Consider the following 25,333-nt stretch of genomic DNA (forward strand, 5'->3'; position numbering starts at 1 on the left):
GGAGATGGCGCCCGCGGCGATCGAGCTGGGGGAGCTGTTCCGAGCGGCCGGCCACGAGCTGGCGCTCGTCGGCGGACCCGTCCGCGACGCCTTCCTGGGCCGGGCGAGCAACGACCTCGACTTCGCGACGTCGGCCGACCCGGACGAGACGCAGGCGTTGCTCGCGGCCTGGGGGGACGCGCACTGGGACATCGGCAAGGAGTTCGGCACGATCGGCGCCAAGCGCTTCGCACCGAAGGGAAGCCCGCGGGGTGCGGGCGAGCTGGTCGTCGAGGTCACCACGTACCGCACGGACGAGTACGACCCGGCGTCGCGCAAGCCGCTCGTCGCGTTCGGCGACACCCTGGTCGGGGACCTGTCGCGGCGAGACTTCACGGTCAACGCCATGGCGGTCCGGGTCCCGGAGATGGTGTTCGTCGACCCGCACGACGGGCTCGCCGACCTCGCGCTGGGTGTCCTGCGCACCCCGATCGCGCCCGAGCGTTCGTTCGACGACGACCCGCTGCGCATGATGCGGGCCGCACGGTTCGCGGCCCAGCTCGGCTTCGAGGTCGAGCCGGCGACGCACGCGGCGATCGTCGACATGGCTTCGCGCATCGAGATCGTCTCGGCCGAGCGGGTGCGGGACGAGCTGACCAAGCTCCTCCTGTCCGACGACCCGCGCAAGGGCCTCGAGGTGCTCGTCGAGACGGGCCTGGCGGACCACGTCCTGCCCGAGCTCCCGGCGCTGCGGCTCGAGATCGACGAGCACCACCGGCACAAGGACGTGTACCAGCACTCGCTGACGGTGCTGGAGCAGGCGATCGCCCAGGAGACCGGGCCCGACGGCGTCGTGCCGGGTCCGGACCTCGTGCTGCGCCTCGCGTCGCTCCTGCACGACATCGGCAAGCCGGACACGCGCCGTTTCGAGCCCGGCGGTGGCGTGAGCTTCCACCACCACGAGGTCGTGGGGGCCAAGCTCACGGCGAAGCGGCTCAAGGCGCTGCGCTTCGACAAGGACACGGTCAAGCAGGTGTCACGGCTCGTCGAGCTGCACCTGCGTTTCCACGGGTACGGGGAGGGGGAGTGGACCGACTCGGCCGTCCGTCGCTACGTGACCGACGCCGGACCGCTCCTGGAGCGGCTGCACCGCCTCACGCGCGCGGACTCGACCACGCGCAACAAGCGCAAGGCGCAGCGGCTCTCCGATGCCTACACGGACCTCGAGCAGCGCATCGAGCGGCTCCGCGGCGAGGAGGAGCTGGCCTCGATCCGCCCCGACCTCGACGGGCAGCAGATCATGGAGATCCTGGGCATCACGCCGGGCCCCGAGGTGGGGCAGGCCTACAAGTTCCTGCTGGAGCTGCGCCTCGACCGTGGCCCGCTCGGCGAGGACGTGGCCCGCGAGGAGCTGCTGACCTGGTGGGCCGCGCGCGAGGCGTGACCTGACCCCGAGACGCCGGAAGGGCGGGCACCGTCGGTGCCCGCCCTTCGTGCACGGTCCCCGGCGGGACCGTTGCGTACCTCAGCGGCGCTCGGTCGCCTCGCCGGCGGTCTCGAGGACGGGAGCGTCCCGCTCGAGGGACGCGACGTCGTCGGACAGGACCGTCGGGGTCTCCACGACCGCCGGCCTGCGCAGGAGGAACGACAGCCCGACCGCGACGAGCATGACCACGGCACCCCACACGAACGCCGAGGACACACCGTCGGCGAGGGCGACCTGCGGGCTCGCGCCCTCCGCGGTCCTGGCGACCTCGTGCGACGTCATGACGGCGATGAACAAGGCCGTGCCCGCCGCCCCGGCGAGCTGCTGGACCGTGCCGATCATGGCGCTGCCGTGCGAGTACAGCGACGGCTTGAGCGCCGAGAGAGCACCCGTGAACAGCGGCGTGAAGACGAACGCCAGGCCCAGGCTCAGGACGACGTGCGCGCCCAGGACGAACCACGGGGACGTCGTCGCGCCGACCGTGGTGAGCGTCGCGAGCGCGACCGCGACCGCCGCCAGTCCCGGCAGGACCAGGGGACGCGGGCCGAGGCGGTCGTAGAGGCGACCGACGGTCGGGCCCAGCAGGCCCATGATCAGACCGCCCGGCAGCATCAGCAGACCCGTGTACACGGGGTCGAGGCCGAGCGAGCTCTGCAGGTAGAGCGGCAGCAGGATGATCGAGCCGAACAGCGCGATCATCGCGACCGACATGATGCCGAGCGAGACCGTGAAGCCGCGCGAGGAGAACACGCGCAGGTCGAGCAGCGCGGCGTCACGCCGCTGCAGCACGAGCTGGCGCGCGACGAACAGCACGAGGAACACCGGCCCGACGACGAGCGGGATCCACACGGGCACGGCCGGCGTGGCGCGTGCGGCCTCTCCCAGGTTGGACAGGCCGAAGACCAGGCCACCGAACGCGAGGGCGGCGAGGAACAACGACAGCGGGTCGAGGCGCGTGTGTGTACGGTCGGCCGAGTCCTTGACGTACTTCGCACCGAACACGAGGGCCACGAGGGCGATCGGCAGCACGAGACCGAAGATCCAGCGCCAGGACAGGCTCTCGAGGACCAGTCCGGACAGCGTCGGGCCGAGGGCGGGGGCCGCGGCCATGACGATCGCGACGTTCCCCATGATCCGGCCGCGAGCGGTCGGGGGCACGAGGGTCATGATCGTGGTCATGAGCAGCGGCATCATGATCGCCGTGCCCGACGCCTGCACGACGCGAGCCCCGAGGAGCCAGCCGAAGCCCGGCGCGAACGCAGCGAGAGCCGTGCCCACGCTGAACAGCGACATCGCGAGCAGGAACGCCCCGCGCGTACCCAGGCGCTGGAGCAGGAAGCCCGTCGCGGGGATGACGACGGCCATCGTGAGCATGAAGGCCGTGGTCAGCCACTGGCCGGTCGAGGCCGTGATCCCCATCTCCTCCATGAGGTGAGGGAGCGCGACGCCCATGGTCGTCTCGTTGAGGATCACGACCGACGCGGAGATCAGGAGGAGCGCGATCACGAGGAAGTTCTCGCGCGACAGCTTCTCGGGGGTCTGTAAGGACGGGGCGGTGCTCTGCGGTACCTGCATGGGCTCTCCTGTGGGGTCGGTGCGCACTCACGCGACGGGGGACGGCGCGCAGCGAGAGGGGGGAGCGTCGGTCGGGATGTCGTACGCCCTACGAGAACTACGCTCTGCCATCCTCGGATATTCCCCCGGTCCTGACGACTCCTTTTCCGGGCGGGACTCATCGGTGGCACGACGGCGGTCCGCCGCGGCGCGGGGCCGTGCGGAGGACGAGCGGGTGGGCTATCTCACCCCGCCGCGGGGCGCCCGTCGGGAGCGGCCTCGGGAAGGGGAGCGGCGCCGTCGGGCCCTGCGGCGTGCCGCGCCCCGAACCGGCCGAAGACCAGCGCGGCACCCGCGTACGCGACTGCGAGGACCACGAACACCGGGCGCGAGTACCCCGTGTCCGGCAGCGTGAACGCCGCGAGAGCGGCCGCACCCACGAACGCCGCGTTGTACAGGACGTCGTAGAACGCGAACGCCCTCCCGCGGTAGGCGTCCGCGGTGTCCCGCTGGACGATCGTGTCCACCGCGATCTTCGTCGCCTGCGCGGCCAGCCCCAGCAGCAGGGCGCCCGCGTACACGATCGTGCGTGAGGGCGTCGTGGCGAGCAGCAGCTGGCTCACCGCGGCCAGCCCCAGCATGAGCGCGATCCACAGGTGCGGACCCGTGTACCGCGACAGCGTCGGGGTCGCCACGACGGCGAGCGCGCCACCGACCCCCGTGAGGCCCACGACCGTCGCGAACGTCGCCAGGCCCGCGTTCGTGTTGCCCGGGTCGGAGAGCAGGTTGCGCGAGATGAGGATCGACGCGATGAACGTGACCCCGTACAGGAACCGGTGCGTCGCCATGACCACGAGGGCCTGGCCCGGCGTGCGGCGCGCGACGAGATAGCGGGCGCCGTCCGCGAGGCCGCGCGCGACCTTCGCGATCTCGGTCGTGATCGCCGCCTCCGCGGGCCGGTCGGGCCCCAGCAGACCGCGCGACATGCGCAGCGCCAGCAACGACGCCGCCCCGAACACCAGGGCCGCGCACACGAGCGCGACCGAGTCCTTCTGGCGCCCCGGCTCGAAGGTCAGGCTCAGCAGGAAGCCGATGCCACCGCCCACGAACGCCGCCGCGGCACCCAGCGTGGGAGTCAGGGAGTTGGCCGTGAGCAGCAGCGGACCGTCGACCACGCGCGGCAGCCCCGCGGACAGCCCCGCGAGCAGGAAGCGGTTGACCGAGAGCGTCGCGAGCGCCAGCACGTAGATCCACGGCGTCACGCCCGTGGTCAGCATGAGGACCGCGGTCGCGGCCGTCAGGACCACACGCACCGCGTTGCCCCACACGAGGACCTGGCGCCGGCTCCAGCGGTCCAGGAAGACCCCCGCGAACGGGCCCACGATCGTGAACGGGGCCAGCATCACCGCGAACGCCGCGGCGATCGAGGCCGCCGTGCCCTGGGACTCCGGGGAGAAGAAGAGGAGCGACGCCAGCCCGACCTGGAACATCCCGTCGCCCGCCTGGCTGACCAGCCGGACCGCGAAGAGCTTCCTGAAGTCGCGCAGCCGAAGCAGGACACCGAGTTCCGAGATCACACCCACCGGTTCAGGGTATGCGGTGGGGCGGGTGGTTCCCGCCCGGGGACGGCCCGACGACGGCGCGCCCCTCGGATTCGGGGGTGCACCGGGGTGCGGGGGTGGGGTTGGCAGGGGGCCGGTCCCAGCGCGGTCCCGGCGCGGTCCCGGCCCCGGACGGTGAGATGGGTGCTTCCGTCCGAGGTGGGTCCCCGGGACGCTGCCCGCACGACCCGTCTCGTGCGGGAGCACCCATCTCGCCCCGGTGCCCTGGGCCTGGGCGAGCCGACCGGGGCGGGGGAGCGACGCCGTCGGGCCGTGCGACGCGTGGCCGGGCATGCGAAGAGGGCCCGGAAACCCTCAGGTTCCGGACCCTCTTCGATTGCGTCAGATCAGCGCAGGTACGTGCGGTCGCGCTGGTCCTGCGCTCGCAAGTTCGCTACGGATCAGCGCTCGTTCTCGCCGGAGATGAAGGCCTCCAGAGCCGCACGGCCCTTCGTGTCCTCCATCTGGACCGGCGGGGACTTCATGAAGTACGTCGAGGCCGAGAGGATCGGGCCGCCGACCCCGCGGTCCTTGGCGATCTTCGCGGCGCGGACGGCGTCGATGATGATGCCGGCCGAGTTGGGGGAGTCCCAGACCTCGAGCTTGTACTCCAGGTTCAGGGGCACCTCGCCGAACGCGCGACCCTCGAGGCGGACGTACGCCCACTTGCGGTCGTCGAGCCACGCGACGTAGTCCGACGGGCCGATGTGCACGTTGCGGTCCTCGGTCTTGCCACCGAGGGGACCCTCGAGGTTCGACGTCACGGCCTGCGTCTTCGAGATCTTCTTGGACTCGAGGCGCGTGCGCTCGAGCATGTTCTTGAAGTCCATGTTGCCGCCGACGTTCAGCTGGTACGTACGGTCCAGCACGACGCCGCGGTCCTCGAAGAGCTTCGCGAGCACGCGGTGCGTGATGGTCGCACCGACCTGCGACTTGATGTCGTCGCCCACGATCGGGACACCGGCGGCCTCGAACTTCGCGGCCCACTCGGGGTCCGACGCGATGAAGACCGGCAGGGCGTTGACGAAGGCGACACCCGCGTCGATCGCGCACTGCGCGTAGTACTTCGCGGCGATCTCCGAACCGACGGGCAGGTAGCAGACGAGCACGTCCGCGCCCGACTCCTTGAGCGCGGCGACGATGTCGACCGGCTCGGCGTCCGACTCCTCGATGGTCTCGCGGTAGTACTTGCCGAGACCGTCGTTCGTCACGCCACGCTGGACGGGCACGCCCAGCGGCGGGACGTCGGCGATCTTGATGGTGTTGTTCTCCGAGGCGTGGATGGCCTCCGAGAGGTCGAAGCCGACCTTCTTGGCGTCGACGTCGAAAGCGGCGACGAACTCCAGGTCGGACACGTGGTAGTCACCGAACTGCACGTGCATCAGTCCGGGCACGGTGCTGCTCGGGTCAGCGTCGCGGTAGTAGTGCACGCCCTGGACCAGGGAAGATGCGCAGTTTCCGACGCCAACGATGGCGACGCGGATGGAGGACATCCTCGCTCCTTGCTGTCAGTGCCGGGGGCGCTGCGCGCCGACGGCTTCGTAGTTAGTGGTTGTCTTGCCCGTGACGGTTCTCGGGGCCGCTCGACGGCCGGGTGCGACGACGGTCGCGCTCGGTCGTGATCAGTCCGTCGAGCCAGCGAACCTCACGTTCGACCTGTTCCAGGCCGTGACGCTGCAGCTCAAGGGTGTATTCGTCCAGACGCTCGCGAGTGCGGGCGGCGGACTCCTTGACCGACTCCAACCTCTCGGTGAGCCGGCTGCGCCGACCCTCGAGGATGCGGAGACGGGTCTCGGCGTCGGTCTGCGCGAAGAACGCGAACCGGACGTCGAAGCTCTCGTCCTCCCAGGCTGCCGGACCCGAGGTCGCGAGGACCGTCTGAAGACGCTCCTTGCCCTCGGCCGTGAGCTGGTACACGATGCGTGCCCGCTTGCCGGACAGCGCGTGGGGAGGGGTGGTGGGTGACTCGGTGCCGACGATGTGGCCGTGCGCGACCATCGCCTTCAGCGCCGGGTAGAGCGAACCGTAGGAGAACGCCCGGAACGAACCGAGCAGCAGGTTGAGGCGCTTGCGCAGCTCGTACCCGTGCAGCGGGGACTCGTTCAGGAGGCCGAGGATGGCGGTCTCCAGCACGTCGGAACGGCTGCGTGCCATGGCACCTCCTCCTCGGTCAGGCTGTCACCGCGGAGGGCGGATCGGGCTGGTTCACCTACTCGATGTATCGAGTCGATACATCGACAGGCTAGGTGCAATCGAACCGCTGCGCAATGCGCCGGTGCATAGAACCCTGTGTCCCCCGTGCGACGGGCCAGATGTGAAGGACTGGCGGAACTGCCGAGTGGCTGTGGCGAAACAATGACCTTCCCCCCGCCGAGGTCCTTGTCCTCACGGGCTGACGGCCTATTGTTCAGGGTGGTCCGATGCATGTCCCGCGTCCCCCGTCGCCCTCCCCCTGGGCGAAGCGCGGTGCGGTCCGGACCTGAAGTGACCCCCAGAGGAAGGTGAACCGTGGCGAGCTCCGCGAGGCAGACGAAGGGCACGGCGCGCACCGCCAGCACAGCGCGTACGGCCACCCCGGCGCGCAAGCGCCGGTTCTTCAACTACCCCCGGTCCCACGTCAAGGGGTTCCGTCGCTGGCTCCCCTCGTGGCGCGTGCTGCTCGGGACGTTCCTGACGGGTGTCGCGCTGGTCGCCGGCATCGTGATCGCCGCCTACGCCACGACGACCGTCCCCGCAGAAGCCGCCTACGCGAAGCAGCAGAAGACGACCGTCTACTACGCCGACGGCGTGACCGAGATCGGGACGTTCCAGGTCGAGAACCGCGTGATCGTCCCGTTCGACAGCCTGCCCAAGCACGTCGGGGACTCGGTCGTCGCCTCGGAGGACGAGACGTTCTGGGAGAACTCCGGGGTCGATGTCAAGGGCATGGCCCGCGCCGCGCTGAACAACATCACGGGGGGTCCGCGCCAGGGCGCGTCGACGATCACGCAGCAGTACGCCGAGCGCTACTACTCCGACGAGACCATCTCCAGCTACGCGGGCAAGTTCCGTGAGGCGATGCTCGCCCTGCGCCTGACGCAGAAGGAGGACAAGAAGGAGATCCTCGGGAACTACCTCAACACGATCTACTTCGGTCGCGGGGCGCACGGCATCGAGGCCGCCGCGCAGGCGTACTTCGGTGTCCCGGCCGCGGAGCTCACCCTCTCGCAGGCCGCGCTGATCACGGCCGTCATCCCGAGCCCGAACCGCTACGACCCGGCGGTCAACCCGGAGGCCGCACAGGTCAAGTGGGATCGAGTGATCCGCCGCATGGGCGAGCAGGGGCTGATCACGCCCGAGGAGAAGGCCGCCGCCGCCTTCCCGGCCGACACGCTCCTGCCGAAGGCCCCCGCCACCAACTCCAAGGGTGGGCAGGCGGGCTACCTCCTGGACATGGTCCAGGACGAGTGGGCCAACTCGGGCCGTGACTCCGAGGACCTGTTCACCAAGGGCTACACGATCGTCACGACGATCGACAAGACCATGCAGGACCTCGCCGTCGCGACGGCGGAGGACCCCGCGACGATCCCCCGGGACGGCGACCATCCGGCCGCTGCCGGCCTGAGCCCGTCGATCGTCTCGATCGACCCGGCGGACGGTGCGGTCAAGGCCATCTACGGCGGGGCGGACTTCGTGAAGGTGCCGTTCAACTCCGCGACGGACGGCATCGCGCAGGCCGGTTCGACCTTCAAGCCGTTCACGCTCGTCGCGGCGCTCGAGAAGGGGATCGACCTGTCCGCGACGTACGACGGCAACAACGACGTCGAGGTGCCCGGGTTCTCCGAGAAGGGCAAGGGGGTCAAGAACTTCGGCGACGTGCCGTACGGCCAGGTCGACCTCGTCAAGGCCACCGCGAACTCCGTCAACACGGTCTACGCGGCGCTCAACATGGAGATCGGTCCCGAGGCCACGGTCGAGGCGGCCGTCAAGGCGGGCATCCCGGCCGACACCATGGACCTCAAGCCCGTGCCGTCGAACGTGCTCGGTACCGCGTCGGTCCACCCGATCGACCTCGCGCACGCCTACGCGACGTTCGCTGCGCAGGGCTTCGAGTCGACCCCGCACGTCGTGCAGTCCGTCAAGCTGCTCAGCAGCGGTGCCGAGATCTGGGAGCCCGTGGGCCGCAACGACCGCGTCTTCGAGCCGGACACCATGGCGGCCGCGACCTACGCCATGACGCAGGTCGTCGAGTCCAAGGGCGCCTCGGGTGCACCGGCCAAGGCGCTCGGGCGGCCCGTCGCGGGCAAGACCGGAACGTCGAACGACAACAAGTCGGCCTGGTTCGCCGGGTACGTCCCCCAGCTCGCGACCATCGTCGGTCTCTATCAGACCAACCTCGAGACGCAGGCCCAGGAGCAGATCCAGCCGTTCGGCGAGTACTACCGCAAGTCCATCACGGGTGGAACCTGGCCCGTGGACGCCTGGACGCAGTACATGGAGGGCGTCCTCGCGCTCCCGCAGTACGCCGAGGTGCAGGAGTTCCCGCAGTACACGCCGAAGAAGCCGGTCCCGACCGAGACGCCGAGCGAGGTCCCCACGGAGATCCCGCCGGTCGAGGAGCCCGTCGAGCCCGATCCCGTCGAGCCCACCCAGCCGACGGTCCCGACCGACCTCGTGGGCAAGTCGAAGGACGACGTGGCGCAGATCCTGGCCCGTCTGGGGCTCGAGGTGAGCTTCACGGAGGACTGGTCCGACCAGCCGCCAGGAGTGGTGATCCGCGCGCCGGGAGGCAAGGTCGTCGAGCCGGGCTCCCGCGTCTCGATCGTCCTGTCGAAGGGCCCCAAGCCCGTCGCCCCGGTCCCCACGCCCACACCGACGCCCACGCAGACCACGCCTCCTGAGGGAGGCGACGGTGGTGTTCCGGGCGGTGGCGGGACCAGGCCCTAGCCGAGGTCCGGTGGCGGCACCCTCCGCCACCGGACCCGCGCCTGGAGCCCCCCAGATTTCCCGACCCCGGCCCTGACCGGGTACCTTGGGATCTTGCTGTGTCCCGATCCGCGCTGCCATCAGCGCGGGGACCGCACAGCGACGCACAACCCTCCTGTCACGGAGAGACCGTGACCGCTGAGTCCGCAGGAGGTGGGTTAACCGCATGCGTCAGTACGAATTGATGATCATCCTCGACCCCGAGATCGAGGAGCGCACCGTTGCTCCGTCGCTCGACAAGTACCTGACGGTCATCAAGACCGACGGTGGCACTGTCGACAAGGTGGACATCTGGGGGCGTCGCCGCCTGTCCTTCGAGATCAACAAGAAGTCCGAGGGCATCTACGCCGTCGTCGACTTCACCGCGACGTCGGACACGGCCAAGGAGCTGGACCGTCAGCTCGGCCTCAACGAGGTCGTCCTGCGCACGAAGGTCCTGCGCACCGACGCTCGCTGATCGCCTCGCACGTCTGACTTCCCTCGCGCCGTCCCGGTGCGCTGCGCGTCCTCACGGGCGTCGTCAGTGGCACGTGGTGGGATGTCCGCGGACGGGGGTCATCCCCTTCGAAGTTTCTTCGATACGCAACGAACAATGAGGAGCTGGCATGGCTGGTGAAACCGTCATCACGGTGGTCGGAAACCTGACCGGGGACCCGGAGCTTCGCTTCACCCCTGCAGGGGCTGCCGTCGCCAACTTCACCGTGGCGTCCACGCCGCGCACCTTCGACAAGAACGCCAACGAGTGGAAGGACGGCGACACGCTGTTCATGCGCTGCTCGATCTGGCGCGAGGCCGCGGAGAACGTCGCCGAGTCCTTGACCAAGGGCATGCGCGTGATTGTTCAGGGCCGACTGGTCCAGCGTTCGTACGAGACCCGCGAGGGGGAGAAGCGCACGGTCGTCGAGCTGCAGGTGGAGGAGATCGGTCCTTCCCTGAAGTACGCCTCCGCGAAGGTCACCCGGGCCCAGCGCACGGGTGGCGGCAACTTCGGTGGTGGCGGCGGCGGTTTCGGCGGCGGCGGCGCTTCGAGCGGCGGTGGTTTCAGTGCTTCCGGCGGTGGCCAGCAGAACAACGACGACCCGTGGGCCACGGCTGGCCCGGCGTCGTCGGGTGGATCCTCGTTCTCGGACGAGCCCCCCTTCTAGTCACCGCTCACCCCAGACAAACCCTTCCCGGCAGGGCAGGTGCCCGACGACGGCACCCACCCCGGCCGGGGATAGCACCTTGTGAAGGAGCAACACCATGGCGAAGCCAGTGGTGCGCAAGCCCAAGAAGAAGTCCAACCCCCTGAAGTCGGCGAAGATCGAGTCGGTCGACTACAAGGACACGACCCTGCTGCGGAAGTTCATCTCCGACCGCGGGAAGATCCGTGCCCGTCGCGTGACCGGCGTCTCCGTCCAGGAGCAGCGTCAGATCGCACGTGCCGTCAAGAACGCTCGCGAGATGGCGCTCCTGCCGTACTCGTCGTCCGCACGCTGATCGAGAGGGGATAGAACATGGCAAAGCTCATTCTGACCCACGAGGTCACCGGCCTGGGCGAGCCCGGCGACGTGGTCGAGGTCAAGGACGGGTACGCCCGTAACTTCCTCGTGCCCCGTGGCCTGGCGACCGGATGGTCCAAGGGCGCCGAGTCGCAGATCTCTGCGATTCGCAAGGCTCGTAAGGCTCGCGAGATCGCGACGCTCGACGAGGCCAAGGCGACGCGCGACTCGCTGCAGTCGAAGCCTGTCGTCGTGCAGGCCAAGGCGGGCCAGGGCGGCCGTCTGTTCGGTGCGGTCACCACCGGTGACATCGCCGAGGCCGTCAAGGCCGCCGGCGGCCCGTCCGTCGACAAGCGCAAGATCGAGATCGGCCAGCCGATCAAGTCGACCGGTTCGTACACGGTCACCATCCGCCTGCACGCCGAGGTCTCGGCGAACATCGCGGTCAACGTGGTGGCTGCCTGATCGACTGATCGCCCCTGTCCCGTGAGGGATGGATGGATCGGAGATCTCACCCGACGGCCCGGTCCCCTCTGCGGAGGGGGCCGGGCCGTCGGCGTTCCCCCTGAACCGTGTGTCAGAACGAGCGTGACCTCTGGCCCTCGCTCGTTCTGACAGGTCCGGGTCCGGTCAGGCTCCCGTGACCATCCACCGGTCGCCGCGCGCACGGAGCCCCGTGGTCAGGGCGCGCGCCGCCATGAAGACCCCCGCGAAGGCCGCCCACAACCACGCGAGCCCAGCGGCGCCGTCGGGCGCGAGAGCGCGGACCGCGAGGGCCACCGGGACGTACACGACGAACGTGACCATGCCCGCCCACGCGAGGTAGCGGCCGTCCCCGGCGCCGATCAGCACGCCGTCGAGGACGAACACCCACCCCGCCATGGGCAGCAGCAGCCCGCACACGGCCATGCCGAGCGCGACGGCGGCGCGGACGTCGGGGTCGGACGTGAAGAGCAGCGCGAACCACCAGCCGCCCGCGGCCATGACGAGGCCCAGCAGCGCGCCCGCGCCGACGCCCCACTGCAGCGTGCGACGCAGGACCGAGCGCACGTGCGACCGGTCTCCCGCGCCCAGGCCGTGGCCCACGAGGGCCTGCGCGGCGATCGCGAGGGCGTCGAGCGCGAACGCCGCGAGCCCCCACACCGACGCGACCACCTGGTAGCCCGCGAGCGTGACCTCGCCCAGGCCCGTCGCGACGAAGACCGTCAGGAGGATCGCGAGGCGCAGCGAGAGCGTGCGGACGAGCAGCGGCGCGCCCGCGCGCGCGTTGGACCAGATGCCGCCCGCGGCGGGGCGCAGCGACGCGCCCTCGCGCCGGGCACCACGCACGACGACGACGGCGAGCACCGCGCCCATGGTGAGCTGCGCGACGGCCGTCCCGATGCCCGAGCCCGCGATGCCCAGGCCCACGCCGTACACGAGGACCACGTTGAGGACCGCGTTGAACGTCGCGCCGCCCGCGGCGACGTAGAGGGGCGTGCGGGTGTCCTGCAGGCCGCGCAGCACGCCCGTGGACGCCAGGACGACGAGCATGCCCGGCAGGCCCAGGCCGGACCATCGCAGGTACACCAGCGCGTGCTCGGCGACCTCGCCCGTGCCGCCCATCGCGCCGATCGCCCAGCCGCCCCCGATCCACAGGGTCGCCGCGAGCACCAGGCCCAGGCCCAGCGCGAGCCACATGCCGTCGATCCCCGACTGGAGCGCCTCGCGCCGGTGGCCCGCGCCGATGCGCCGGGCCACGGCCGCGGTGGTCGCGTAGGCGAGGAAGACGCACAGGCCCACGAGGGTCAGCAGGACCGTGGAGGCCAGGGAGAGCCCGGCGAGCTCTGCGGTCCCCAGATGCCCGACGACGGCGCTGTCCACGAGCACGAAGATCGGCTCCGCGACGAGCGCGCCCAGGGCGGGGACCGCGAGAGCGAGGATCTGCCTGTCGATGAGCCGACGGCTGGGGGGCCCGTCCGCTGTGGACGGCCCGTCCCCTGTGGACGACGACGGGCCGTGCGGGGTGCCCTCGGTGGACGGGGAGCGGTCCTCGGATGAACGGGGTGAACGACCGGCGTCGGAGCGCTGACCTGGGGCTGGCTGGCGTGCGTGCGGCGTGTCGCCGGAATTTCTTTCGTCCACACCCCCGAGCCTAGTGAACAGGCTGCTCATGGGCGTGTACAGGGGACAACTCGTCACTTGTCCACATGGTTGTCCACATGCCTGTGAACAGGCTGACGGGGTCTGTCCACAGGCTGTCCACACCTCTGTGAACAGGGTCGTTTGCGGGGGATGGAAGCGCGATCTACTGTCGCTGAGTCGTGCATGCTCGGGCCTACGGACGGTCGACGGTGCAGCACCACACGACACCCCTCGACGACGCGGGCTCAAGACGTGTCGGTGGGCCGGAGTAGAACAGATGTGCGACGCAGGACGATACCCGGCCATGCCGGGGGAGTGAGGGGCCCGCATGTCGATCGACGAGCTCGAGTCGAGCTTCGGACCACCCGCAGGCAGCGGCGGTCCCGGGTTCGACCGCACCCCGCCGCAGGACATCGCGGCCGAGCAGAGCGTCCTCGGCGGCATGCTCCTGTCCAAGGACGCCATCGCGGACGTGATCGAGCAGATCCGCGGCACCGACTTCTACAAGCCGGCGCACGAGTCGATCTACGACGTCGTCATCGACCTCTACGGACGAGGTGAGCCCGCCGACGCCATCACGGTCGTCGCCGAGCTGACGCGCCGCGGCGAGCTGGGCCGGATCGGCGGCGCGCCCTACATCCACGACCTCATGGCCATGGTCCCCACTGCGGCCAACGCGGGCTACTACGCCCGCATCGTGCGCGAGCGGGCCGTGCTGCGCCGCCTCGTCGAGGCCGGGACCCGGATCGTGCAGCTCGGCTACGCGACCGACGGCGGCGACGTCGACGACGTCGTGAACAACGCGCAGGCCGAGGTCTACGCCGTGACCGAGCGACGCACCGCCGAGGACTACATCGTCCTGGGCGAGGTCATCGGCGGGACGGTCGACGAGATCGAGGCCGCGGGTCACCGCGGGGAGGGCATGGTGGGCGTCCCGACGGGGTTCGCCGACCTCGACCGGCTGACCAACGGGCTGCACCCCGGGCAGATGATCGTGATCGCGGCACGCCCGGCCATCGGGAAGTCGACGCTGGGAATCGACATAGTAAGGAGTGCTTCCATAAAGCACAACATGACGTCCGTCGTGTTCTCGCTCGAGATGAGCCGCAACGAGATCACGATGCGTCTGTTGGCTGCCGAGGCGCGCATCCACCTGCAGAAGATGCGCAACGGCTCCATGGGGGAGGACGACTGGCAGAAGCTCGCAGGCACCATGGGCAAGATCTCCGAGGCGCCGCTCTTCATCGACGACTCGCCCAACATGTCGCTCATGGAGATCCGCGCCAAGTGCCGCCGGCTCAAGCAGAAGCACGACCTCAAGCTCGTCGTGATCGACTACCTCCAGCTCATGACGTCGGGCAAGCGCGTCGAGTCCCGCCAGCAGGAGGTCTCCGAGTTCTCCCGTGCGCTCAAGCTCCTCGCGAAGGAGCTCGAGGTGCCGGTCATCGCGATCTCTCAGCTGAACCGTGGCGCCGAGCAGCGTACGGACAAGAAGCCCGCTATGTCGGATTTGCGTGAGTCGGGCTGCCTCACAGAGGACACCAGGATCCTGCGAGCGGACACGGGCGCTGAGACCACGATGGGCGAGCTCTACGCGCTCGGTGCCAAGGACGTCCCCGTGTGGGCGCTCAACGAACGCCTCCAGTATGTGCGCCGCCACCTCACGCACGTGTTCCCCACCGGGACGCGCGAGACGTTCCGCCTCAAGCTGGCCTCCGGCAAGGAGATCAGCGCGACCGCGAACCACCCGTTCCTCACGTACGAGGGCTGGACGCCGCTCGGCGAGCTGCAGGTGGGCTCGCGCCTCGGCGTGCCCCGCCACGTCCCCGGACCGGAGCAGAGCGTCGCGTGGGACGACCGCAAGGTCGTCATGCTCGCCCACATGCTGGGCGACGGCTCGTTCGTCAAGCGCCAACCCATCTGCTACGCGTCGATCGACGAGAAGAACCTCGCGGTCGTCTCGGAGGCCGCGGGTGCCTTCGGCATCACCCCGATCCGCGACGAGTACGCGGTCGCCCGCTGCACCACACTGCGGCTCCCGGCTCCCTACCGACTGGCCCGCGGCAAGCGGAACCCCGTCGCCGAGTGGCTCGACGACCTGGGTCTCTTCGGGGCGCGGAGCCACGAGAAGTTCGTGCCCTCGACCGTGTTCCACCTGCCCAAGGAGCAGATCGCGCTCTTCATCCGGCACATCTGGGCGACCGACGGCTCGGTGACCGTCAACGCCAACGGCCGCAGCGGCCGCATCTACTACGCCTCGACCTCACGACAGCTCGTCGACGGACTGTCCCGCCTGCTGCTGCGCTTCGGCATCTCCACCCGCCTTCGCACGGCCACCCCCAAGGGCGCGTACCGGACCGGGTACACGCTCGACATCTCCGGCGTGGACGACCAGCGGCGTTTCCTCCAGGAGATCGGGGTGCACGGTGAGCGCGGGGCCGCCGCCGAGAGGCTCCTCGAGATCATCCGCGACACCCGCGCGAACACCAACGTCGACACCGTGCCGCGCCAGGTGTGGGACGACGTCCGAGTGCTCCTCGAGGAGCGCGGGATGTCGCACCGGAAGTTCGCCGAGGCCATGGGGACGCAGTTCTGCGGGAGCACCCTGTTCAAGCGCTCCCCGTCCCGGCAGCGGCTCGGGAAGATCGCGGAAGTCCTCGACAGCGAGGAGCTCGAGATCATGGCGGTCAACGACCTGCTGTGGGACGAGGTCGTCTCCATCACCCCCGAGGGTGAGAAGCCCGTCTACGACGCGACCGTGGTCGGCACCCACAACTTCGTCGCCAACGGCATCGCCGTCCACAACAGCATCGAGCAGGACGCCGACATGGTCATCCTGCTCCACCGCGAGGACGCCTACGAGAAGGAGTCTCCGCGAGCCGGCGAGGCCGACCTGATCGTCGCCAAGCACCGTAACGGCCCGACCGACACCATCACGGTGGCGTTCCAGGGGCACTACGCGCGGTTCGTGGACATGCAGGTCTGATTCGATCCTGTGTGGTTCCGGCCTCGCTATGGGGTGCGTGTGAGCCCTGGAAGGCGTGGACGACCCGGTTTCACGTCGTCGACGCTGTGGCGCATGACCACTCCACCTGTGGATGCCGTCCGTTCCCCGCTCGACCTCTGGACGTCCCTCGTCCTGAGCGTCGAGGAGGACACCTGCGAGGTCTGGAAGGACGGTGTGGTCAGCCGGGTCCGGTTCGCACCGATCTTTCCCGGGCCGCGGGTCGAGCGGGTGTCCCCTGGCCATCTGGTCGCGATCGCCCCCGGGTCCGACGGCGCCGGTGTCGTCGTGTGGAGGTGGTACGACGCGGTCGTCCTGGGACCGACCGGCGACGACTCGGTGCGCTTGTGGGAGCCGGCGCACGGTGAGGTCGTCGCTCGAGGGCGGGTCGGCTACCAGGCGCAGGACCCGGGGTCGCGAGCGTGGGCGTCGGCCGGTCTTCCGGGGGCGGACTGGTGGGTCGCCGGTCCTGCCGGTGCCCCCGCTCCCGGGATCGTCGACCTGGACGAGGTCGCACGGTTCTACACCGAGCACAGCCTCTGGGCAGCGGCTCTCGACGTGATTCCCTGACGACCACGTCCACGGACCAGCAGATGCGTGCCCGCGCACGGGTCGTGAGGCATCCGACGAACTGCTCGACGCCGCCACACCTCCGGTGGGGGGCCCGGCCCCCGGGGTGGATATCTGGCGACCGGGCTCGTCAGCCGACCGTGCCGAGCGCGCGGTACGCGAGGAGGAACCCCGCGGCAACGACGGCGGTGCCCGCCGTGGTCAACGCCACCTGCAGGGTGCCGCGGAGCGCACGCCCGAGCATGACGGCGAGCAGGACGAGCGACACGAGCCCGATCGCGACCCAGTAGCCTGCTCCCGTCGTCTCCACGACGGTCGTCAGCCCGTACACCGACTCGCCGAGCCCGATCCCCGCGAGCAGCGCTGTGCCCAGGGCGGCGCGCACGCCCGTCTCGCGCAGCCACGCCGCTCCGACACCGACGAACGGACCGACGAGCAGGCCGACGACCTCGAACAGCGTGGGGTCGTAGACGTACCCGCGGACGTCGGAGGCGACCGTGTAGCCGAGGACGAGGAGCACGAAGCTCGCGGCTCCGAGCACGGCGGCGTGCCACGTCCGGGCCCGTGGGTCGCGCGCCGCCCAGGCGACGAGGAGCGCCGTGAGCAGGGTCCAGCCGCTCGCGGAGTTCGCGAAGGGAGCTGCGGCGTCGGGCAGGAAGCCCTGGGCGAAGGACGTGAGCCCGCCGAGCAGGAAGCTTGCCGCGAGCACGACGGCGCCGCGCGACCAGGGCTGTCCGCTGGGCGCCGTCGTCCTGCCGGGGCGGGACGGTGCGACGGGCGAACGGTCGTCGAGAGGGTCGTGGAGCGAGGTCGAGTCGGGCACACCCCGACGCTAGGCACGCGCTCGCGTCCGGGCGTCCCCCCGTCGTCGGACGCCAGGGCGACGGGGTCCTCCCGTGGCAGGACGACCGAGCCCGAGGAGCCCGCCGCCATCTGCGACGCGCCGAAGAGCGGGGTCGCGGGCCGGCGGCAGCGCTCGGATCGGCAGGTCGTCAGGCCTGCTCGACGCGCAGCGTGGTGGCCCGCGCCCTGGGGGCCGTGATGTGGTCGACGGCCGAGCCGTTGCCGTACTTGGCGCGGTAGGCGGAGTCGATGGCGTCGTCGTGGCCGTCGTCGCGGACGAAGGTCACGTCGGCGCGGACTCCGCCGGAGTCGATCTGGCCGGTACGGGTGCGCTGCACGCCGCGGTACCAGGCGCCGTCGACGCCGCGCACGGAGCGGATGTACAGATGGCCGTCGACGACGACGTGCCACACGATGCGGGGGGTACGCAGCGTCCCGTCGGGGCGGTGCGCGGCGACGCGCAGCTCGCCGTCGGCGTCGATGGCCGCCAGGTCTGCGGAGCTCCAGTCGCTCATGGTGCTTCTCCTTCGTGGTCGGGGACACAGACGGGGGAGAGGGTGGGCGCCGGGGCGCCCACCCCCCCGAGGTTCAGGGCCGCAGGGCGACCTTGAGGGACTCGCGTGAGTCCATGAGGCGGTAGGCCTCGGCGACGTCCTCGAGCGGCAGAGTCGCGTCGAACACCCTGCCGGGGTCGATCTCGCCTGCGAGGACCTGGGCGATCGCTGCCTCCTGGTATGCCCGCACCGGGGCGGGGCCACCGGCGAGGCGTGCGTTCTTCCCGAACAGGGACCCGAACCCGACGGGGGCGTCCTCGTACTGGGGGACGCCGACGCGGGAGATGATCCCGCCGGGGCGCACGACGCCGTAGGCCTGCTCGTAGGCGGGCATGTGGCCCACGGCCTCGAGCACGGCGTGCGAGCCTTCACCTCCGGTGAGGTCCATGACCTTGCCGATGCCCTCGGCGCCACGCTCCGCGACGACGTCGGTCGCACCGAACTCGCGTCCCAGGTCGGTGCGCGCGGCGTGGCGGCCCATGAGGATGATCCGCTCGGCGCCGAGCTGCTTGGCGGCGAGCACGGCGGAGAGCCCGACGGCGCCGTCCCCGATCACGGTGACGATCTGGCCGGGCTGGACCTGTGCCATGTGCGCCGCGTGGTAGCCGGTGAGGTACACGTCGGACAGGGTGAGCAGGGAGTTCAGCAGTCCCTCGTCGGCGGTCGCCGGGTCGACGTCGGGGACGACGACGAGGCTGCCGTCGGCCAGCGGGATGCGCGCGAGCTCGGCCTGTAGGCCACCGGTCTCGGGGGAGCCGTACCAGCCGCCGTGCACGCACGAGGTCTGGAAGCCCTCACGGCAGAACACGCACGTGTTGTCGGAGAACGCGAACGGGGCGATGACGAAGTCGCCCTTCTGGACGTTCGTCACGACGCTGCCGGTCTCCTCGACGACGCCGATGAGCTCGTGCCCCATCGGGTTGCCCCGGGTCGAGCCGCGCATGGAGTGGTAGGGGTGCAGGTCCGACCCGCAGACGCAGGCTCGCACGACACGCACGATCGCGTCCGTGGGTTGCTGGAGGACGGGGTCGGGGACGGTCTCGATGCGGACGTCTCCGGCGCCGTACATGAGTGTTGCTCGCATGAGGTGGTGCCTCTCGGTGGTGCGTGGATGGATCGGGTGTGGCGGTCGCTGTCGGCGGTGCTGGTGCTCAGGCTTCGGGGATCTCGCGGCCGAAGGTCTCGAGCGTGATGTCGGCGGGGTCGGGACCGCCGCGGACGCCCGTGTCCAGGCCGTCGATCGCGGCCAGCTCGTCGCCCGTGAGCTCGAAGTCGGTGACGGCGAAGTTCTCGGCGATGCGCGCGGGGGTGACGGACTTGGGGATCGCGGAGCGGCCCTGCTGCAGGTGCCAGCGCAGCATCACCTGCGCGGGCGTCCTGCCGTGCGCGGTGGCGATCCTGCCGATCGTCGGGTCCTCGAGCGTGCTGCGACGCTCCTCGCCGTAGCCGGGGTAGAACGTGATGCCGCCGATCGGCGACCACGCCTGGGTGAGGATGGCGTGCTCGGCGTGCAGCGCCTGGAGGCCCTTCTGCTGGAAGTAGGGGTGGACCTCGATCTGGTTGACGGCCGGGACCACCGTGGTGGCCTCGAGGAGCGAGGTCAGGTGCTCGGGCATGAAGTTGCTGACGCCGATCGCGCGGACCTTGCCGTCGGCGAGCAGCGTCTCCAGCGCTCGGTAGGCCTCGATCGTCAGGTCGAACCGGCTCGGCAGCGCCTGGTGCAGGATCAGGAGATCGATGGTCTCGATGCCGAGCTTGCCGGCGGACTTGTCGAACGCGTGCAGCGTCGCGTCGTAGCCGTAGTCGCTGATCCAGACCTTCGTCTCGACGAAGATCTCGCCGCGCTCGAGACCGGATCCGGCGATGGCGCGTCCGACCTCACGCTCGTTGCCGTAGGCGGCGGCGGTGTCGATGTGCCGGTAGCCGGTACGCAGCGCTTCGGTGACCACGTCGACGGTCTCCTGCGGGGGCGTCTGGAAGACGCCGTACCCCAGGGCAGGCATCTCGGTGCCGTTGTTCAGAGTCAGCGTGGGGATCGGGTTCGTCGTCATGCCTTTCACGCTAGGAGGTGTCTGCCGGATGAGGCAGGTTCTGCTGGTACCCCGCTCCGAGCTCCCGACGTCCGAGGTTACCGACGTCCGGTGCGGCGCCGGTCTGCGCCGGCTCGACCCGGCGCGGGAGCCGCAGGAGTTCCGGGTACCGGCAGAACCTCCCAGAAGCAGGGTGTCGGCCGTACCGTCGACGGCATGGACCTGAAGGCCGAGACCCGCGAGTTCCTCACGACGCGCCGCGCCCGGATCACCCCCGACAAGGCCGGGCTGCCCGCGTACGGCGGCAACCGGCGTGTGCCGGGTCTGCGCCGTGAGGAGGTCGCGATGCTCGCGGGGGTGAGCGTCGACTACTACACCCGGCTCGAGCGCGGGAACCTGGGCGGCGTGTCCGAGGAGGTCCTCGAGGCCGTGTCTCAGGCGCTGCAGCTCGACGAGGCCGAGCACCACCACCTGTTCGATCTCGCCCGCGCGGCGAACCAGTCCGGGGCTGCCCGGTCACGCGCCAGGCGCACCTCCGCGCCCGTCCTCCGTCCGGTGGTCCAGCGGATCCTGGACGCGATGGAGGGCGCTCCGGCGTTCGTGCGGAACGGTCGGCTCGACGTGCTCGGGGCGAACTCGCTGGGCCGGGCCCTGTACTCGCCCATCTACGAGTCGCCCGAGCGGATCGCGAAGAGGCCGGTCAACAGTGCCCGGTTCCAGTTCCTCGACCCGGAGGCGGCCCAGGCGTTCTGGGGAGACCGGTACGACCGCATCGCGCACGACGCGGTCGCGATCCTGCGGGCCGAGGCGGGCAAGAACCCGTACGACACCGCGCTCACGGCTCTCGTCGGCGAGCTGTCGACACGCAGCGAGGACTTCCGTCGGCTGTGGGCGTCACACGACGTACGGCTCCACCGCACGGGCACCAAGGTCTTCCACCACCCGGTCGTCGGCAGGCTCGAGCTCGACTTCGAGGCACTCGAGCTGCCCGCCGACGCCGGGTTGCAGCTCAACGTGTACACCGCGGTCCCCGGCTCCCCGTCCGACGACGGGCTCAAGCTCCTCGCGTCCTGGGCCGCGACCCGCGAGCAGGAGGAACACCCCGCTCGGTCCACGTCCCCGTCCACGCTTCGAGGAGAAGACCACTGATGAAGACCCTGCCGCAGGTCCCCACGACGAAGAACCCGCCCGAGCAGTTCACCTCCGTGGGCGACCGGGCGGCGCGACACGCTCGGCGGGGTGGCCGACCGGCTCTCGTCCGGGCGGCCCACGGAGAGGTGATCAGAGGTTGAGGGCCTCGCCGAGCGGGACCCGGCTGATCCGGACGAGCCAGAGGCCGACGGCCCCGACGGGGACGGTGACCGCGAAGATCCCCCACGCCACTCCTCGTTCCCCGTGCACGAGGTTCCAGATCGCGACCGCGGCGAACAGGGCGGTGAGGACCACGCCGGCCAAGAACAGGAGCGCACCGATCAGCGCGACGAAGGGTCGTTCCCTGGGCTTGGCCATCCGTGCGGTTCCTCTCGGTCGTCGAGCCCGGTCCCCTGCCCACAGGACCGGCCTCGGGGCAGAGCGGGCAGCTCACAGTAGTGGGTGTGCTCCGCGGGCCGAAACCCGCGCCCGTGCCGCCCCATGCCCGACGGCGCCGCTCACCCGGGAGGTGAGCGGCGCCGTCGGGCAGTGGTCACCCGGGCCGCAGCCCGGGCGAGGCGCAGGTCAGCCCTGCGGAGCCCACGGACCCCAGCGGTCGCCGGGCGCCTGGTTCCTCGTCCACCACTTCGCGGTGTACGTGGTGCCCTGGTGCGTCACGGTCTCGCCCGAGGAGTAGACGCGGGTCGGCTTCCACGCCCCGACGCCCTTCGAGTCGACGCCCGCGATCTCCTCCCACGGACCCCACGGGTCCCCGGGGGTCTGGCCCTGGGTCCACCACTGGGCCCGCCAGACGGCGCCCTTGTACGTGACCGTCGTGCCGCCCGCGTAGGCGGTGCCCTTGGCCCACGCGGCCGGCTCGACGTACGTCGGCTGGGCCTGCGGGTTGAGCTCGGTCGTGAGGACCGACTTCGCGGCGTTGGTCACCGGGTCGTCGAGCAGCAGGACGTCGAGGCCCTTCTGGATGTCGTTCGAGATGATCGCGCCGTTGTACCAGTACGCCGACCACGAGCCGCCGAGGATCAGCCGCTCGGAGGACAGCGCTCCGCGGTCGAACCACGCGATCTCGACCGGGTTGGCCGAGTCCGTGAAGTCCCACACCGAGATGCCGCCCTGGTACCAGGCCTGGACCATGACGTCGCGGCCCGGCACGGGGATGAGCGAGCCGTTGTGCGCGACGCAGTTCTCCGTCGCGGCCTGCTCGCGCGGGATCTTGTAGTAGCTCTTGAACACGAGCTGTCCGTCCACGATGTCGTAGATCGCGTCCGCGCCCTTCTCGGGCCCGACCGTCGCGTTGCAGGTCGGTGCGCCGCCGCCGCCGAGCTCGTCGGTGAAGACGACCTTGGTGCCCGCGTTGTTGAACGTCGCCGAGTGCCAGAACGCGAAGTTCGTCGTGTCCCGGACGACCTCGGTGACCACGGGGTGCGCGCGGTCGGTGATGTCCATGAGGATGCCGTCGCCCATGCACGCGCCCGCCGCGATGTCCTTGGACGGGTAGGTCGTGATGTCGTGGCAGCCCGACGTCGTGCTCGAGCCGTTGCCGCCCGGGTTGCCGCCGTCCGGGAAGAGGACGGGGGTCGAGACGAGCGCGGCGGCCGTCGGGTCGTCGACCGGGATCTGCACGACGCTGATGAGGTCGTGCGGCGGCTTGCAGTCGGGGAAAGCGGCGTTGGGCGAGTAGGACGAGACGTACACGAACAGGTCCTTGCCGTCCTTCGACGGGGCGAGCGAGTTCGTGTGCGAGCCGCACTGGGTCTCGACGGCCGACACGTACTTCGGCGACGTCGGGTCGGAGATGTCGAAGACCTTGAGGCCTTCCCACGAGTCCTTGATCGTGGCGCTCTGGGCGACGTTGTCGCACGAGGCGTTGCTGCGCGAGGAGTCGGTGCTCAGGACGAGCAGGTCCCCGTAGACCGAGATGTCGTTCTGGGAGCCGGCGCAGACCACCTGGGCGACCTGCTGCGGGTTCTTCGGGTCCGCGACGTCGTAGACCGTGAACCCGCCGTAGTTCCCGGCGAACGCGTAGTGGTCCTGGAAGGCGAGGTCGCTGTTGTACTGGCCCTCGGGGGCGAAGGCCCCGTTCTTCGGGATGTTGGCGACGAGGGACAGGTTGGGGCTGCCGGCGATCTCCCCGGGGGCCAGGACGGCGGTGGCCTGGGCGAGGGGAGCGAGGCGCTGTGCGGGGAGCGAGGACGGGGCCTGCTCGAGGAGCTCGGCCACCGCCTCGGGAGATCCGTCGGACGGTTCGGCGTACGCCGCCGACGCGACCGCGAGCGAGGAGACGGAGAGGGTGAGTGCCACGGACGAGGCGAGCAGGACCCGGCTTCTGTGACTGCGCGTTCTTCGATGCACGAGAGAAACACCTCCTTGATAGGGTTCTGCGCATTCTGACCGGCAAATGTGACATGCACCACTTAAACGGGATCGGTCCGGCAAGGTTTTACACGGAGGGAACAGAGCGCATGCGGAGTTTTCCTGGCGGTAACGCGGTGCCGGCGACCGGGGCGCGCGCGAGCGTCCGCGTCCTGACCTGCGGGTTCGTCGTCGTGGGGGCGGTGCTCGGTGCCACGGCGTGCACGGGCGACCCCGCGCCGACCTCGACGCCGTCGAGCATCGTCGTCCAGCCCGGCCTGCCGGGGGAGACCAACGCGACCGTCTCGCCCGAGGACTACGACGACGCCCCGGTGGAGGGCTCCTGGAACCAGGCCGACGTCGGGTTCGTCGCCGGGATGATCGAGCACCACCTGCAGGCTCTCGAGATCGCCGCGCTCGCCCCCGACCGTGCGGAGTCCGGTGCCGTCCGCTCGTTCGCCGAGCGTGTCACGGCCGCGCAGGGTCCGGAGATCCACGCGCTCGCCTCGTGGTTGCAGGCGCGCGACGTCGCCGTTCCCGAGGGGGCACGGGACCTCGGGGGTACCGGTCCTCGGGTGTCGGCGGGTTCGGGGGGCGAGCACGGCGCCCACGGGGACGGCGTCGTCGGGATGCTCACGGCCGAGCAGATGGCCGCGCTCGCCGGGGCGGACGGCGCCGAGTTCGACCGGCTCTTCCTCGAAGGCATGATCGCCCACCACCAGGGCGCGCTCGCCATGGTCGACGTCGTCCTGGTCGACGGGCAGGACCTGTTCGCGCACGAGATCGCCGCCGAGACCGCGTCGGGCCAGGCGGGCGAGATCGACCGCATGCGCGACCTCCTCGACGGGCTCTGAGGCGCCGGCCAGGGCAGCAGGGCCCGCGCCGACGTGCCGCGTCCGCCGCACGACCTCGGTCCCGGACGAGGGCTGACGAGGGTCTCTGCTCCGGTGTCCCGCGGTCAGCCCTCCCACCGTTCGCGGTGGACCACCTCGGCCAGGGGGCGGCGCCGTGGCTCCGACCACCGGCCGCGCTCGGGGTAGCCGAGCGGGATCAGCCCCATGGTCGCGGCATCGGCCGGAAGGCCGAGGAGCGCGGCGACCTCGGCCTCGTGGCCCGTGTGGAAGCTCGTGAGGGTCGTCCCGATCCCGTAGGCGCGGGCCGCGAGGACCAGGTGCTGGACGGCTCCGTAGATCGAGGCGCCGAGCCGCGGGTCGGTCGATCCCGCCGCGTTCCGCAGCACGGGGAACACCCACACGGGGGCCTCCTCGAGGTGGAGCGCGAGGTGCTCGACCGCGCGGAACGTCGCGGGGCTCACGCCCGTGCCGCCCGCCGCGGCGGCCAGCACGTCGTCGCGACGCTGCCCGTAGGCCGCGCGCCAGCCCTCCCGGTACCACTCGGCGATCTTCGCCTTGACCGCGGGGTCGGTCACGACGATCCAGGCCCACTGCTGCCGGTTGCCCCCGCTCGGGCCACGGATCGCGGCGTCGAGGATCGCCTCCAGCACGTCGTCGGGGACGGGGTCGGGCGACAGGTAGCGCCGGGACGGCGTCGAGTGCAGGGCTCGAAGGATGGACAGTTCCTCGGGTGCGGTCATGGGAGCGGATGGTACGGGCTACCATCCGCTCGTTCGCGGGGCATCCG

Annotated in this window: 22 protein-coding genes; 10 read left to right on the forward strand and 12 right to left on the reverse strand. The window is 70.6% G+C overall.

Translation table 11 applies throughout. The annotated features are described in order from the left end of the window. The first annotated feature begins 4 nt into the window (after positions 1-4). Complete coding sequence (locus JOD49_RS11370) at positions 5-1,423, forward strand: CCA tRNA nucleotidyltransferase (RefSeq protein ID WP_239526321.1); 1,419 nt, start codon at positions 5-7, stop codon at positions 1,421-1,423. Positions 1,424-1,504: 81 nt separating this feature from the next. Here JOD49_RS11370 and JOD49_RS11375 read toward each other — a convergent pair whose 3' ends face one another. The 4 genes from JOD49_RS11375 to JOD49_RS11390 all read right to left on the reverse strand — a co-directional run bounded on the left by JOD49_RS11375 (position 1,505) and on the right by JOD49_RS11390 (position 6,774). Then, positions 1,505-3,040, reverse strand: a complete 1,536-nt coding sequence (locus tag JOD49_RS11375) for an MDR family MFS transporter (RefSeq protein WP_205307284.1) — start codon at positions 3,038-3,040, stop codon at positions 1,505-1,507. Between the two features lie 224 nt (positions 3,041-3,264). After that, complete coding sequence (locus tag JOD49_RS11380) at positions 3,265-4,602, reverse strand: MFS transporter (protein WP_205307285.1); 1,338 nt, start codon at positions 4,600-4,602, stop codon at positions 3,265-3,267. A 419-nt stretch (positions 4,603-5,021) separates the two neighbouring features. Continuing rightward, complete coding sequence (locus tag JOD49_RS11385) at positions 5,022-6,113, reverse strand: inositol-3-phosphate synthase (protein ID WP_056654026.1); 1,092 nt, start codon at positions 6,111-6,113, stop codon at positions 5,022-5,024. A 52-nt stretch (positions 6,114-6,165) separates the two neighbouring features. Next, positions 6,166-6,774, reverse strand: a complete 609-nt coding sequence (locus tag JOD49_RS11390) for a PadR family transcriptional regulator (protein WP_191791220.1) — start codon at positions 6,772-6,774, stop codon at positions 6,166-6,168. Positions 6,775-7,128: 354 nt separating this feature from the next. Here JOD49_RS11390 and JOD49_RS11395 point away from each other — a divergent pair, with 354 nt between their 5' ends. From JOD49_RS11395 to rplI, 5 genes are all read left to right on the forward strand, one after another. Further along, positions 7,129-9,546 carry a penicillin-binding protein gene (locus tag JOD49_RS11395; protein WP_205307286.1) on the forward strand — a complete coding sequence of 806 codons (2,418 nt, stop codon included), beginning with the start codon at positions 7,129-7,131 and terminating at the stop codon, positions 9,544-9,546. A 205-nt stretch (positions 9,547-9,751) separates the two neighbouring features. Further along, positions 9,752-10,042 (forward strand): 30S ribosomal protein S6, encoded by a 291-nt coding sequence (gene rpsF, locus JOD49_RS11400; RefSeq protein ID WP_056654034.1) that lies wholly within the window; start codon positions 9,752-9,754, stop codon positions 10,040-10,042. Between the two features lie 148 nt (positions 10,043-10,190). Then, positions 10,191-10,730, forward strand: coding sequence for a single-stranded DNA-binding protein (locus JOD49_RS11405; protein ID WP_205307287.1), 540 nt, complete (start codon positions 10,191-10,193; stop codon positions 10,728-10,730). Between the two features lie 97 nt (positions 10,731-10,827). Next, on the forward strand, positions 10,828-11,064 hold the full coding sequence (rpsR, locus tag JOD49_RS11410; RefSeq protein WP_030152654.1) for a 30S ribosomal protein S18: 237 nt from the start codon (positions 10,828-10,830) through the stop codon (positions 11,062-11,064). Between the two features lie 17 nt (positions 11,065-11,081). Next, complete coding sequence (gene rplI / locus JOD49_RS11415; protein WP_138827012.1) at positions 11,082-11,531, forward strand: 50S ribosomal protein L9; 450 nt, start codon at positions 11,082-11,084, stop codon at positions 11,529-11,531. Positions 11,532-11,696: 165 nt separating this feature from the next. Here rplI and JOD49_RS11420 read toward each other — a convergent pair whose 3' ends face one another. Beyond that, complete coding sequence (locus tag JOD49_RS11420; protein ID WP_239525199.1) at positions 11,697-13,220, reverse strand: MATE family efflux transporter; 1,524 nt, start codon at positions 13,218-13,220, stop codon at positions 11,697-11,699. A 298-nt stretch (positions 13,221-13,518) separates the two neighbouring features. Between JOD49_RS11420 and JOD49_RS11425 the strand changes: the two genes are divergently transcribed. Next, positions 13,519-16,176 (forward strand): replicative DNA helicase, encoded by a 2,658-nt coding sequence (locus JOD49_RS11425; RefSeq protein WP_205307288.1) that lies wholly within the window; start codon positions 13,519-13,521, stop codon positions 16,174-16,176. Positions 16,177-16,269: 93 nt separating this feature from the next. Next, positions 16,270-16,764 carry a hypothetical protein gene (locus JOD49_RS11430; RefSeq protein ID WP_205307289.1) on the forward strand — a complete coding sequence of 165 codons (495 nt, stop codon included), beginning with the start codon at positions 16,270-16,272 and terminating at the stop codon, positions 16,762-16,764. A 130-nt stretch (positions 16,765-16,894) separates the two neighbouring features. Here the strand turns inward: JOD49_RS11430 and JOD49_RS11435 are convergent, their stop codons facing one another. The 4 genes from JOD49_RS11435 to JOD49_RS11450 form a co-directional block, all read right to left on the reverse strand. Continuing rightward, positions 16,895-17,587, reverse strand: coding sequence for a DUF6518 family protein (locus JOD49_RS11435; RefSeq protein ID WP_307822509.1), 693 nt, complete (start codon positions 17,585-17,587; stop codon positions 16,895-16,897). 169 nt (positions 17,588-17,756) lie between these two features. Beyond that, on the reverse strand, positions 17,757-18,122 hold the full coding sequence (locus tag JOD49_RS11440; RefSeq protein ID WP_205307290.1) for a DUF2255 family protein: 366 nt from the start codon (positions 18,120-18,122) through the stop codon (positions 17,757-17,759). Between the two features lie 73 nt (positions 18,123-18,195). Next, complete coding sequence (locus JOD49_RS11445) at positions 18,196-19,245, reverse strand: zinc-dependent alcohol dehydrogenase family protein (protein ID WP_205307291.1); 1,050 nt, start codon at positions 19,243-19,245, stop codon at positions 18,196-18,198. Between the two features lie 67 nt (positions 19,246-19,312). After that, on the reverse strand, positions 19,313-20,212 hold the full coding sequence (locus tag JOD49_RS11450) for an aldo/keto reductase (RefSeq protein ID WP_205307292.1): 900 nt from the start codon (positions 20,210-20,212) through the stop codon (positions 19,313-19,315). A 195-nt stretch (positions 20,213-20,407) separates the two neighbouring features. Here JOD49_RS11450 and JOD49_RS11455 point away from each other — a divergent pair, with 195 nt between their 5' ends. Continuing rightward, complete coding sequence (locus JOD49_RS11455) at positions 20,408-21,340, forward strand: helix-turn-helix transcriptional regulator (protein ID WP_205307293.1); 933 nt, start codon at positions 20,408-20,410, stop codon at positions 21,338-21,340. A 132-nt stretch (positions 21,341-21,472) separates the two neighbouring features. Here the strand turns inward: JOD49_RS11455 and JOD49_RS11460 are convergent, their stop codons facing one another. Beyond that, entirely contained in the window at positions 21,473-21,700 is a 228-nt protein-coding gene (locus tag JOD49_RS11460) for a hypothetical protein (RefSeq protein ID WP_205307294.1), read from the reverse strand. A 207-nt stretch (positions 21,701-21,907) separates the two neighbouring features. Next, entirely contained in the window at positions 21,908-23,641 is a 1,734-nt protein-coding gene (locus tag JOD49_RS11465; protein ID WP_239525200.1) for a carbohydrate-binding protein, read from the reverse strand. A 161-nt stretch (positions 23,642-23,802) separates the two neighbouring features. Here JOD49_RS11465 and JOD49_RS11470 point away from each other — a divergent pair, with 161 nt between their 5' ends. Next, positions 23,803-24,546 carry a DUF305 domain-containing protein gene (locus JOD49_RS11470; RefSeq protein ID WP_205307295.1) on the forward strand — a complete coding sequence of 248 codons (744 nt, stop codon included), beginning with the start codon at positions 23,803-23,805 and terminating at the stop codon, positions 24,544-24,546. Between the two features lie 104 nt (positions 24,547-24,650). Here JOD49_RS11470 and JOD49_RS11475 read toward each other — a convergent pair whose 3' ends face one another. Further along, positions 24,651-25,286: a nitroreductase family protein gene (locus JOD49_RS11475; protein WP_205307296.1), complete on the reverse strand. Its 636-nt coding sequence runs from the start codon at positions 25,284-25,286 to the stop codon at positions 24,651-24,653. Positions 25,287-25,333 lie beyond the last annotated feature (47 nt).

The sequence above is a fragment of the Oerskovia jenensis genome (assembly GCF_016907235.1).
Classification (GTDB): domain Bacteria; phylum Actinomycetota; class Actinomycetes; order Actinomycetales; family Cellulomonadaceae; genus Oerskovia; species Oerskovia jenensis.